The 12,148-nt window shown below is 61.6% G+C and carries 11 protein-coding genes; 5 read left to right on the top strand and 6 right to left on the bottom strand.

The window, feature by feature from the left end; all coding sequences use genetic code 11:
* Positions 1 to 6: 6 nt before the first annotated feature.
* The 3 genes from nuoN (at position 7) to KCG88_RS01150 (ending at position 2,362) form a co-directional block, all read left to right on the top strand.
* The gene (nuoN, locus tag KCG88_RS01160; RefSeq protein ID WP_210711544.1) at positions 7 to 1,470 is read left to right on the top strand and encodes an NADH-quinone oxidoreductase subunit NuoN; all 1,464 of its coding nucleotides are present in this window, start codon (positions 7 to 9) and stop codon (positions 1,468 to 1,470) included.
* 237 nt (positions 1,471 to 1,707) lie between these two features.
* On the top strand, positions 1,708 to 2,058 hold the full coding sequence (locus KCG88_RS01155) for a toxin (RefSeq protein WP_210711543.1): 351 nt from the start codon (positions 1,708 to 1,710) through the stop codon (positions 2,056 to 2,058).
* Positions 2,045 to 2,362 carry a transcriptional regulator gene (locus KCG88_RS01150; RefSeq protein WP_210711542.1) on the top strand — a complete coding sequence of 106 codons (318 nt, stop codon included), beginning with the start codon at positions 2,045 to 2,047 and terminating at the stop codon, positions 2,360 to 2,362. The genes KCG88_RS01155 and KCG88_RS01150 overlap by 14 nt, the downstream gene beginning before the upstream one ends.
* Before the next feature lie 68 nt (positions 2,363 to 2,430).
* Here the strand turns inward: KCG88_RS01150 and cysS are convergent, their stop codons facing one another.
* The gene (cysS, locus tag KCG88_RS01145; RefSeq protein WP_016965725.1) at positions 2,431 to 3,813 is read right to left on the bottom strand and encodes a cysteine--tRNA ligase; all 1,383 of its coding nucleotides are present in this window, start codon (positions 3,811 to 3,813) and stop codon (positions 2,431 to 2,433) included.
* Positions 3,814 to 3,831: 18 nt separating this feature from the next.
* Positions 3,832 to 5,532 (bottom strand): glutamine--tRNA ligase/YqeY domain fusion protein, encoded by a 1,701-nt coding sequence (locus KCG88_RS01140; RefSeq protein ID WP_047287907.1) that lies wholly within the window; start codon positions 5,530 to 5,532, stop codon positions 3,832 to 3,834.
* Positions 5,533 to 5,802: 270 nt separating this feature from the next.
* Between KCG88_RS01140 and KCG88_RS01135 the strand changes: the two genes are divergently transcribed.
* Both KCG88_RS01135 and KCG88_RS01130 read left to right on the top strand, forming a co-directional pair.
* Entirely contained in the window at positions 5,803 to 6,306 is a 504-nt protein-coding gene (locus KCG88_RS01135) for a peptidylprolyl isomerase (RefSeq protein ID WP_011062201.1), read from the top strand.
* Positions 6,303 to 7,055 (top strand): UDP-2,3-diacylglucosamine diphosphatase, encoded by a 753-nt coding sequence (locus KCG88_RS01130; protein ID WP_011062202.1) that lies wholly within the window; start codon positions 6,303 to 6,305, stop codon positions 7,053 to 7,055. Before KCG88_RS01135 ends, KCG88_RS01130 begins: the two co-directional genes overlap by 4 nt.
* A 193-nt stretch (positions 7,056 to 7,248) precedes the next feature.
* Here the strand turns inward: KCG88_RS01130 and KCG88_RS01125 are convergent, their stop codons facing one another.
* The 4 genes from KCG88_RS01125 to KCG88_RS01110 form a co-directional block, all read right to left on the bottom strand.
* Complete coding sequence (locus KCG88_RS01125) at positions 7,249 to 8,778, bottom strand: DHA2 family efflux MFS transporter permease subunit (RefSeq protein WP_047287908.1); 1,530 nt, start codon at positions 8,776 to 8,778, stop codon at positions 7,249 to 7,251.
* Positions 8,779 to 8,855: 77 nt separating this feature from the next.
* Positions 8,856 to 10,058, bottom strand: a complete 1,203-nt coding sequence (locus KCG88_RS01120; RefSeq protein WP_210711541.1) for an HlyD family efflux transporter periplasmic adaptor subunit — start codon at positions 10,056 to 10,058, stop codon at positions 8,856 to 8,858.
* Between the two features lie 14 nt (positions 10,059 to 10,072).
* Complete coding sequence (locus tag KCG88_RS01115) at positions 10,073 to 11,542, bottom strand: efflux transporter outer membrane subunit (protein ID WP_210711540.1); 1,470 nt, start codon at positions 11,540 to 11,542, stop codon at positions 10,073 to 10,075.
* Positions 11,532 to 12,014: a MarR family transcriptional regulator gene (locus KCG88_RS01110; protein ID WP_210711539.1), complete on the bottom strand. Its 483-nt coding sequence runs from the start codon at positions 12,012 to 12,014 to the stop codon at positions 11,532 to 11,534. The genes KCG88_RS01115 and KCG88_RS01110 overlap by 11 nt, the downstream gene beginning before the upstream one ends.
* Positions 12,015 to 12,148 lie beyond the last annotated feature (134 nt).

Raw genomic sequence — 12,148 nt, 5'->3', positions numbered from 1 at the left:
AGCGCTATGGACTTTACGATTCAACACTTTATAGCCCTGGCGCCGCTGCTGATCACCAGCGCCACCCTTGTGGTGGTGATGCTGGCGATCGCCTGGCGGCGCAACCACGCCCAGACCTTCCTGCTATCGGTGGCCGGTCTGAACCTGGCATTGCTGTCGATCTTCCCGGTGCTGAAAGTGGCACCGCTGGCGGTCACCCCGCTGTTGCAGATCGACCAGTTCGCCTGCCTGTACATGGCCCTGATCCTGGTGGCCACCCTGGCCTGCGTCACCCTGGCCCACGCCTACCTGGGCGATGGCAGCAGCGGTTACCCGGGCAACCGTGAAGAGCTGTACCTGCTGATCCTGCTGGCCGCCGCTGGTGGCCTGGTACTGGTCAGCGCGCAGAACCTGGCCGGCCTGTTCATCGGCCTGGAACTGCTCTCGGTACCGGTCTACGGCCTGGTGGCCTATGCCTTCTTCAACAAGCGCTCCCTGGAAGCCGGCATCAAGTACATGGTGCTGTCGGCAGCCGGTTCGGGCTTCCTGTTGTTCGGCATGGCCCTGCTCTACGCAGAAGCCGGCAGCCTGAGCTTCAGCGGTATCGGTCATGCCCTGGCCGCCACCGGCCTGCCAAGCCCGCTGGCCCAACTGGGCCTGGGCCTGATGCTGATCGGCCTGGCCTTCAAGCTGTCGCTGGTGCCGTTCCACCTGTGGACCCCGGACGTCTACGAAGGCGCCCCGGCCCCGGTGGCCGCCTTCCTGGCCACCGCCAGCAAGGTGGCGGTATTCGCGGTGCTGGTGCGTCTGTTCCAGCTGTCGCCAGTGGCCAGCAGCGGCGTCCTGAGCAACGTGCTGACCGTGATCGCCATTGCCTCGATCCTCGTGGGCAACCTGTTGGCGCTGACCCAGAGCAACCTCAAGCGTCTGCTGGGTTACTCCTCCATCGCCCACTTTGGCTACCTGCTGATCGCCCTGGTGGCGAGCAAGGGCCTGGCCATGGAAGCCATCGGCGTGTACCTGGTCACCTACGTGATCACCAGCCTCGGCGCCTTCGGCGTGATCACCCTGATGTCCTCGCCGTACAAGGGCCGTGACGCTGACGCTCTGTACGAGTACCGCGGCCTGTTCTGGCGCCGTCCGTACCTGACCGCCGTGCTCACCGTGATGATGCTGTCCCTGGCCGGTATCCCGCTGACCGCCGGCTTCATCGGCAAGTTCTACATCATCGCTACCGGTGTCGAAGCGCACCAATGGTGGCTGGTCGGTTCCCTGGTCATGGGTAGCGCCATCGGCGTCTTCTACTACCTGCGGGTGATGGTCACCCTGTACCTGATCGAACCTAACCTGCGTCGCGTCGATGCCCAACTGCACTGGGAACAGAAAGCCGGTGGCGTCATGCTGCTGGCCATCGCGGTCCTGGCGTTCTTCCTCGGCGTATACCCACAGCCGCTGCTGACCCTGGTCCAGCACTCGGGCCTGGCCGGTTGATCGCTTAAGCTTCAGCGCAATACACAGGACGGCACCTTCGGGTGCCGTTTTGCATTTCAGGGCCCTGCCCTCCCCTCTTCCCGGCGAAACTCGGAATCGCCCTTCCTGTCACGTCGACCCGCTCCGACATTCAGCCCGACGCCACGGGCATAAACTGTTGCCAGACCAAACGCGGCGCTCAGCGGACCTTGACCAAAGCTGTAGCGTCACCCAGTCTATACGCAGGAAGCGTATGGAATGAATGCTCTGTTTATTGAACTGCCGGCATTTGCACGATACCGAAGGGACTTCCTTGACGACGAATTGTTCTGCGAACTGCAGATCGAGTTGCTGCGCCACCCGCACGCGGGTGTTCTGATTCAGGGCACTGGCGGCTTGCGCAAGATGCGTTTCGTCGATGAGCGACGCCACAAGGGCACGCGTGGCGGGTTGAGGGTGATTTATTACTGGTGGTCCGGAGGGGCGCAGTTCTGGCTCTTCACCCTGTTCGACAAGGAGCAGATGGACGACCTGCTACCGCAGCAGCGACAACAGCTCAAACAACTGCTGGAACGTGAAATCGAGGCCAGAAGACATGACCAAACGTGACATCTTTTCCGAACTGATAGAAGGCATCGACGCCCTCACCCAGGAACGCCAGGGCAAGATCACCCTGCGCAGCCATAAAGTGAAACTCGACAAGCTGCCCCCCATCACCGCCGCCGAGGTGATGAACATCCGCCAGCAACTCAACCTCTCGCGCTCGGTGTTCGCCATGTACCTGCGCACCAACACCCGCACCCTGGAGAACTGGGAACAGGGCCGCGCCACACCCAACGCCCAGGCCACGACCTTGATACGCCTGGTGGAGCGCTACCCCGATACAGTGGAGCGCCTCGCCTCGCTGGCCTGATCCGGCACTGTTCGAAGGGCAACAAAAAACCCGCGCCAGGCGGGTTTCTTGTTGCAGCGAACGCAGGCTCAGTCAGCCAGGCGCCAGGTCGTACCGCCCTTGCCGTCTTCCAGGATCACGCCCATGGCGGTGATCTGGTCGCGGATCCGATCGGACTCGGCCCAATCCTTGTTGGCACGGGCCGCCAGGCGGGCCTGGATCAGCGCCTCGACCTCTGCCGCATCAACCCGACCTTCGGCACCGGCCTGCAGGAAGTCGTCGGCCTCCAGTTGCAGCACGCCCAGCACGCTGGCCAGCTCTTTCAGACGAGCTGCCAGGCCCGCCGCCGCATCGATATCGCTCTCACGCAGGCGGTTGATCTCGCGCACCATCTCGAACAGCACGGCGCAGGCTTCCGGAGTACCGAAGTCGTCGTTCATCACCTGGGTGAAACGCTCGACAAAGGCTTCGCCACCGGCCGGCGCCACTTTCGGCAGGCCCTTGAGCGCATGGTAGAAACGCTCCAGGGCGCCCTTGGCGTCCTTGAGGTTGTCTTCCGAGTAGTTGATGGCGCTGCGGTAGTGGCTGGCCACCAGCAGGTAACGCACCACTTCCGGATGGTACTTGTCGAGCACGTCGCGAATGGTGAAGAAGTTGTTCAAGGACTTGGACATCTTCTCGCCATTGATGCGGATCATGCCGCAGTGCATCCAGGCGTTGGCGTAGGTCTTGCCGGTAGCCGCCTCGCTCTGGGCGATCTCGTTCTCGTGGTGCGGGAACTCCAGGTCGCTGCCGCCGCCATGAATGTCGAAGGTCTCGCCCAGGCAGCAGGTGGACATCACCGAGCACTCGATGTGCCAGCCCGGACGACCGTCACCCCAAGGCGATGGCCAGCTCGGCTCGCCCGGCTTGGCGGCTTTCCACAGGACGAAGTCCAGCGGGTCCTGTTTCGACTCGTCGACTTCGATCCGTGCGCCGATGCGCAGGTCTTCGATCTTCTTGCGCGACAGCTTGCCGTAGCCCATGAACTTGCCGACGCGGTAGTACACGTCGCCATTGCCCGGGGCGTAGGCGTAGCCCTTGTCGATCAGGGTCTGGATCATCGCGTGCATGCCGGGGATATGGTCGGTGGCGCGCGGTTCCATGTCCGGCTTGCGGATATTCAGCCGCGCCTCGTCCTCGTGCATCGCCGCGATCATGCGCTCGGTCAGGGCCTCGAAAGACTCACCGTTCTCATTGGCGCGATTGATGATCTTGTCGTCGATATCGGTGATGTTGCGCACATAGGTCAAGTCATAGCCGCTGAAACGCAGCCAGCGGGTAATCAGGTCGAAGGCCACCATGCTGCGGCCGTGCCCCAAGTGGCAGTAGTCGTACACGGTCATGCCGCACACGTACATGCGCACCTTGTTGCCATCCAGCGGCTTGAAGACTTCTTTGCTCTTGGTGAGCGTGTTGTAGATCGTTAGCACGTTAGTTCCTTGACTGAATCACTGACCCCAGGAGTCGCGCAGGGTCACAGTACGGTTGAATACCGGAGCGCCTGGTTTCGAGTCCTTGATATCCGCGCAGAAGTAGCCTTCGCGCTCGAACTGGAAACGGTCTTCCGGCTGTGCGTTGCCCAGCGAGGGTTCGGCACGACAACCAGTGAGCACTTGCAGGGAGTCAGGGTTGATGTTGTCCAGGAAACTCGCGCTGTCCTCGGCCTTCTCCGGGTTCGGAGAACGGAACAGACGATCGTACAGGCGCACTTCGCACTCGACGCTGGCGGCAGCCGGCACCCAGTGGATCACGCCCTTGACCTTGCGGCCTTCAGGGTTCTTGCCCAGGGTGTCCGGATCGTAGGAGCAGCGCAGCTCGACGATATTGCCCTCCGCGTCCTTGATCGCTTCATCGGCACGGATCACGTAGCTGCCACGCAGGCGCACTTCGCCGTTGGGCTCCAGGCGCTTGTAGCCTTTGGGCGGCTCTTCCATGAAGTCGTCACGGTCGATGTAGATTTCACGGGCGAACGGCAGCTGGCGCACGCCCAGCTCTTCTTTCTGAGGGTGGCGCGGCAGTTCGAGGTTCTCGACCTGGCCTTGCGGGTAGTTGGTGATCACGACTTTCAACGGACGCAGCACGCACATGGCACGCGGGGCATTCGCGTCGAGGTCCTGGCGGATGCTGAATTCCAGCATGCCGTAGTCGACCACGCCGTCGGAGCGGTTGGTGCCGACCATCTCGCAGAAGTTGCGGATCGACGCCGGCGTGTAGCCACGACGACGGAAGCCCGACAGGGTCGACATGCGCGGGTCGTCCCAGCCATTGACGTGCTGCTCGTCCACCAGTTGCTTGAGCTTGCGCTTGCTGGTGATGGTGTAGTTCAGGTTCAGGCGGCTGAACTCGTACTGACGCGGGTGCGCCGGCACCGGCAGGTGCTCGAGGAACCACTCGTACAGCGGACGATGACTTTCGAACTCCAGGGTGCAGATCGAGTGGGTGATGCCTTCGATGGCATCCGACTGGCCGTGGGTGAAGTCGTAGTTGGGATAGATGCACCACTTGTCACCGGTCTGGTGGTGATGAGCGTGGCGAATGCGATACATGATCGGGTCGCGCAGGTTCATGTTCGGCGAGGCCATGTCGATCTTGGCCCGCAGCACGCGGGCGCCGTCCGGGAACTCACCGGCGCGCATGCGGGCGAACCAGTCCAGGTTCTCTTCCACCGAACGCTCGCGGAACGGGCTGTTCTTGCCAGGCTCGGTCAGGCTGCCGCGGTATTCCTTGGCCTGTTCAGGGGTCAGGTCGCAGACATAGGCCTTGCCCGCCTTGATCAGCTCCACCGCCCAGTCATGCAACTGGTCGAAATACTGCGAGGCGTAACGCACTTCGCCGGACCACTGAAAACCCAGCCACTTGACGTCGCTCTCGATGGCGTCGATGTATTCCTGGTCTTCCTTGGCCGGGTTGGTGTCGTCGAAACGCAGGTGCGTGACGCCGCCAAACTCCTGGGCCAGACCGAAGTTCACACAGATCGACTTGGCGTGACCGATATGCAGGTATCCGTTGGGCTCCGGAGGGAAGCGGGTCACGATCTGTGTGTGCTTACCCGAGTCCAGGTCCGCCTGGATGATCGGGCGCAGGAAGTTGACCGGCACGGCCGGTCCAGTCTTGGAATTCGAGGTAGGGTCGACAGTGGGCTTGCTCATAGGATCCTTGAACGTACAAGTGCGCGGCCGGACGCGGCCTGATAAATCAAAACGGGTATCATAGCCGATGCTGTCAAGTGCCTGACAGAGCGCAGCTTTAAAACTGCGGCGATTAATGGCCCGGCAGTGAAAAAACAGCCTCGAATTTCGCGGTTGTCACGCTAAACTGCGCTCCTTGGCCGCAGGATGGCCAAATCGGTGCGGACCGCATGCGTGCACCGCCACCCAGGATTTTCTTGAAAACGCTTTTCCTTATAAAGAGTACCGACCATGACCCAAGTCAAACTGACCACCAACCACGGCGAGATCGTGCTGGAACTGAACGCCGAGAAAGCCCCGTTGACCGTGGCCAACTTCGTCGAATACGTGAAAGCCGGTCACTATGAAAACACCGTTTTTCACCGCGTCATCGGTAACTTCATGATCCAGGGCGGCGGCTTCGAACCTGGCATGAAAGAAAAGAAAGACAAGCGCCCAAGCATCCAGAACGAAGCTGACAACGGCCTTTCCAACGACAAGTACACCGTCGCCATGGCCCGCACCATGGAGCCGCATTCGGCGTCCGCGCAGTTCTTCATCAACGTTGCCGACAACAGCTTCCTCAACCACAGTGGCAAGACCGTTCAAGGCTGGGGCTACGCCGTATTCGGCAAAGTGATCGCCGGCACCGAGGTGGTCGACAAGATCAAGGGCGTGGCCACCACCATGAAATCCGGCCACCAGGACGTACCCGCAGACGACGTGATCATCGAGAAAGCCGAGATCATTGAGTGATACTGCTGATTTCAGATCTGCATCTGGAAGAGGAGCGCCCGGACATCACCCGGGCGTTTCTGGAATTACTCGGTGGGCGCGCCCGCGCCGCCGAGGCGCTGTACATCCTCGGGGACTTTTTCGAGGTATGGATCGGCGACGATGCCATGACCCCCTACCAACTTTCCATTTGCCAGGCATTACGCGAGCTCAGCGACAGCGGCACGCAGATTTTCCTGATGCATGGCAATCGCGACTTCATGCTCGGCAAGGCCTTCTGCAAGGCGGCGGGCGCCACCCTGCTCAAGGATCCCAGCGTCGTCGACTTCTACGGCGAGCCGGTATTGCTGATGCACGGTGACAGCCTGTGCACCCGTGACGAAGCCTACATGCGTATGCGCCGCTACCTGCGCAACCCGCTGAGCCTGTGGATTCTGCGCCATCTGCCCCTGGGCACCCGGCGCAAGCTGGCACGCAAGCTGCGCAACGAAAGCCGGGCCCAGACCCGCATGAAGGCCAACGACATTGTCGACGTGACCCCGGACCAGGTACCGCAGGTCATGCAGGAACACGGGGTGCGCACCCTGGTTCACGGCCACACCCATCGCCCGGCGATCCACAAGCTGCAGATCGGCGAGCAAGCCGCCAAGCGCATTGTGCTGGGGGATTGGGACCGTCAGGGCTGGGCGCTGCAGGTGGATGAACAGGGTTTCCAACTGGCGGCGTTCGATTTCGTACCGACGCAACTGGCGCTGCCCGGTTCCCCCTGAACCGACGCCCTCGCTACCGTAGAACCGGCTTGCCGGCGAAGAGGCCAGCAAGCCTTGCATGGCGCTGTTGAACGCCTTCCCTGGCAAGCCCGTTCCTACAACAGATGCCCTACCGTAGGAGCCGGCTTGCCGGCGAAGGGGGCAGCAAGCCTTGCATGGCCCTTTCGGACGCCAGCGCCTGCGACGAAGGGCATCAATGCCCCGCCGCGGCCGGGCCGGCCTTGGCAGCAAATGGCGGCTTGGCCAGCCAGACCAGCAGAATCAGGCCCATGAAGCCCCAGCCCAGCAAGGTGAAGTAGTCCACGGTCGAGAGCATGTATGCCTGGCTGGTCAGGACTTGATCCAGCTGCGCGTAAGCCTTGGTGCTCGCGCCTCCAAGATTGTTCAGTGCATCCCGAGTGACCGAATCGAAGATGCTCATGCTTTCGCTCATGTAAGCGTGATGCTGGTCTGCCCGGCGAATCCAGATCCAGGTGGTCAGCGACGCCGCAAAACTCCCCCCCAGAGTCCGCAGGAAGGTCGCCAGGCCAGCGCCGTCAGCGATCTGGTGCGGTGGCAGGTCCGACATCAGGATGCTCAGGGTCGGCATGAAGAACAGTGCCACGCCGATGCCCATGAACAGTTGCACCAGAGCGATGTGCTGGAAGTCCACTTCATTGGTGAAACCGGCACGCATGAAGCAGCTCAGGCCAATGGCCAGGAACGCCAGCCCGGCCAGCAGGCGCAGGTCGAACTTGTTCGCGTACTTGCCGACAAAGGGTGACAACAGCACTGGAAGGATACCGATAGGTGCCACCGCCAGCCCCGCCCATGTCGCGGTGTAACCCATCTGGGTCTGCAACCATTGCGGCAGGATCAGGTTAATACCGAAGAACCCGGCGTAGCCCAGCACCAGCACTATCGTGCCAATGCGGAAGTTGCGGTGCGCGAACAGGCGCAGGTTGACCACCGGATGCTGATCGGTCATTTCCCAGATGATGAACACCGCCAGCGCGATCACCGAAATCGCCGCACCGATGATGATGAAGTTCGACTCGAACCAGTCCAGGTCATTGCCCTTGTCGAGGATCACCTGCAACGCGCCGACGCCAATGACCAGCGAAATCAGCCCGACGTAGTCCATCGGCTGGCGGCTGGTGACCACCGGGCGCTTGGCCAGCTGCGAACGCACCACCATCACCGCAAAAATGCCGATCGGAACGTTGATGAAGAAAATCCACGGCCAGCTGTAACTGTCGGTGATCCAGCCACCGAGAATGGGGCCAGCAATCGGCGCCACCACCGTGACCATTGCCAGCAACGCCAGGGCCATGCCGCGCCTGGCGGGTGGATAAACGGCGATCAACAGGGTTTGCGTCATCGGGTACAACGGCCCGGCCACCAGGCCTTGCAGCACACGAAAGGCGATCAACTCAGGCATCGAAGTCGAGATGCCGCAGAGAAACGAGGCCAGCACAAACAGCATCGTCGCCCAGAGAAACAGTTTCACCTCGCCAAAGCGCCGGCTGAGCCAGCCGGTCAGCGGCAACGCAATCGCATTGCTCACGGCGAACGAGGTGATCACCCAGGTGCCCTGCTCCGAACTCACACCAAGGTTGCCGGAAATCGTCGGCAACGCCACGTTGGCGATGGTGGTGTCGAGCACCTGCATGAAGGTCGCCAGCGACAGGCCGATGGTGCTGAGCAACAGGCTGGGCGGCGTGAAAGAAGCGTTATTGCTCATCGCGAATCCTTTGGAACCGGGGTGGCGCTGCGCCCCTGCGGGGCGAGCGTGCTCGCACCCACAGGGTCAGTGGCGAATCAGCGTTGCGCGGTTTTGCTGACCACAGCGCTGTTGTCATGGATCAGCTGAGCGATCATCGCGTCGGCTTCGGCCAGTTGCCGGTCGTAGACGTTGGTGCTGAACGAGGCCTTTTGCTGCGGTTGCTGCGCCAGTACCGGGCCGCTCTGGTCATGCAGGTTCACTTCAACATTGGTCGACAGCCCAACCCGCAATGGGTGCTTGGCCAACTCTTCGGCGTTGATGTGAATCCGCACCGGCACACGCTGCACGATCTTGATCCAGTTGCCGGTGGCGTTCTGCGCGGGCAACAGAGCAAACGCACTGCCGGTGCCGGCGCCTAGGCTGTCGACGGTGCCACTGTATTTCACGCTGCTGCCGTAGATGTCGGCCTCGATGTCCACGGGCTGGCCGATGCGCATGTCACGCAGTTGGGTTTCCTTGAAGTTGGCATCGATCCACAGTTGATCCAGCGGAATCACCGCCATCAACGCCGTACCCGGTTGCACTCGCTGGCCCAGCTGCACGGTGCGTTTGGCAACGTAACCGGTGACCGGCGCGATCAGGGTGCTGCGCGCATTGGTCAGGTAGGCCTGGCGCAGATCCGCAGCCGCCGACATCACGTCCGGGTGCGACGAGACCACGGTGTCATCGACCAGCGCACTGGTGGTTTTCAACTGCTGCTTGGCGTTGGCCAGGGCGTTTTGCGCCGAGGTCAGGTCGTCGCGGGCGTGGGACAGTTCTTCCTGGGAAATCGCGCCGCCAGCGGCGAGGTTTTTCCGACGGTTGAAGTTGTCCTGAGCCTTCTGCACTTCGGCCTGTTGCGCGTTGACCTGGGCTTTCATGCCATCGACGTTGCTGTACAGGCCGCGAACCTGACGCACGGTACGCGCTAGTTTCGCCTGGGCACTTTGCAGGCCGACTTCGGCATCGTTGGGGTCGAAGTTGATCAGCACCTGACCTTCATGGACCAGGTCACCATCGTCGGCGCCGATGCTGACCACGGTACCGGTCACCAGCGGAGTGATTTCAACGACGTTGCCGTTGACGTAGGCGTCATCGGTGCTCTCATTCCAGCGCCCGATGAATTCGTAATAAGCCCAGACGCCGGCTCCGGTGAGGGCCACAACAATGGCCAGCACCAGCAACATCACTTTGCGCTTGCGCGGATTGCCGGTGTCTTGCGAGTTATCTTGAGTTTGGGTGTTTTCGGCAGTGGCCATGACAAATACCTGAATTAGTTGTGCGGCGTGGCTGGGATGGCATTGGCTGCGCTCAGGGTCTCGCCCTGAAAGCCCCCGCCCAGCGCTTGCATCAGTTGAATCGACAGATCGATCTGCTCGGCATTGAGGTTGGCCAACTGACGTTGGGCCTGCAGCAGTTGCTGCTCGATGCTGAGCACGTCCAGGTAGTTACCGATGCCGGAACCGTAACGCTGGACCACGGTGTTATAGGAATCCTGAGCAATGTCGGTGGCGTGCTGTTGCGCGCCGATTTGCCGGCCGATGTCACGCAACTGGTTGATCGTGTCGCTGACATCACTCAGCGCTTTCACCAGGCTTTTGTTGTACTGCGCCACCGCCAGATCGTAATCGGCGTCACGCGAATCGAGGTTGGCGCGCAGGCGCCCGCCATCGAAGATCGGCAGCGAAATGGTCGGAGCGATGCTGAAGAAGCGACTGGCCGAGCCGAACATTGCGTCACCCAGCAAGGATTCGGCACCGGCGGACGCCGTAAGGTTCAGGTTGGGATAGAAGCGGGTTTTCGCCGAATCGATATCTTTGCTCGCCGCCTCTACACGCCAGCGGGCGGCGACCAGGTCCGGGCGACGGCCAAGCAGCTCTGCCGGAAGAACCGAGGGCACTGCCACGGCGCTGGCTTGCAATACTTTGGGCCGGGCGATTTCACTACCGCGATCCGGGCCTTTGCCGAGCAGCACGGCCAGGGCGATTTTCGCACTGCTCAGACGTTTTTCGGCGTCGATCAGGCTGGCCTCGGAACTGGCTTCCAGACTCTGGGTTTGCTGGAACTGGTACTGGCTGTCGATCCCGGCGCTCAAGCGACGCTGGCTCAGATCGAGCATCTGTCTGGTGCGCTTGAGGTCGTCGCTGGCCAGGTCATAGACGATGTGCGCCTGCCCCAGATCGCTGTAGGCCCGGGCCACATCGGCGGCGAGGGTCAATTGCGCGGCCTGACGGTCGACTTCGGCAGCACGGGCCTGACCGAGTGCGGCTTCCCAGGCATCACGCTGGCCGCCCCACAGGTCGAAGTTGTAATTGAAGCCGGCGCTGATGTTACGCACGGTGGCGTAGGCATCGCCCTGCCCCAGCGGATCCTGATCCTTGGCCAGGCGCGAACGGCTGATGCCGGCGCTGGCATCGAGGGTCGGATAGCGTTCGGCATCGGCGGCATATGCGGCGGCGCTGGCCTGATGGGCGCGGGCCGCGGCGATCTGCATGTCCGGGCTGTCGCGCAGCGCTTCGCGGATCAGAGCATCGAGCTGTGGATCGCCGAGGCTGGTCCACCAGTCGCTTTTCGGCCATGCCGCGGGCGACAGGGTCACACCGTTGAGGGATTGGCCGGCCTTCAGGCTTTTCGCGTCGAGATTTTTGCCTTGGGTATCGAGGCCGCTGTAATTGGCGCATCCGGCGAGGATCATCGCCGACAGCACCAGCGTCAGGCTGCTGCGCAGGGTTTTACTGCTCATTGTGTTCACCTAAGCGCTGGATGGTGATCGGGTCACCGGCGGCCAGCAGGATTTTCTTGAGGATGTATTCCAGGGTCTTCAACTCGTCCGGGGAGATCGCGCCAGCCAGTTCATTCATCGCATCGACGCCGATCTGCGGCAGCCGATCGGTCAGTTGCTGGCCCTGTTCGGTCAGGGTCAGTCGCACTTGGCGGCGATCACCCTCGCTGCGTTGGCGAGCCAGGAAACCTTTCTGCTCCAGACGATCGAGCATGCGAGTCATCGAACCGCTGTCCAGCGACAGGTGCCGGCACAGCTCGGCCGGGGTATCGACGCCGAACTGGGCCATGATGATCAACACTTTGAACTGCGCGGCGGTGATGCCATGGGGTTCCATGTGGGTGTCGATGATCCGGTCCTTGAGCAATGCGGCGCGGCCCAGCAACAGGCCGAGGTGGCAGGTTTTGAATTCGTCCGGGGTGAAATGCTTCATGTGCGCACCTAATAACTGCCTAGGCAGTGAATGTATGTCGAGATGTTACTGCCTAGGCAGCGAATGTCAACGCAATAGTTAGGTTGCTTTGTAATTAGTTGACCAACGGACTGGGTTTTTATGTTGAACAGCCG

Origin of the sequence: Pseudomonas sp. MWU349, from assembly GCF_017947325.1 — a bacterium.
Classification (GTDB): domain Bacteria; phylum Pseudomonadota; class Gammaproteobacteria; order Pseudomonadales; family Pseudomonadaceae; genus Aquipseudomonas; species Aquipseudomonas protegens.
Note: the sequence above shows the minus strand (reverse complement) of the source record. Positions and strands in the feature narration are given on the sequence as shown.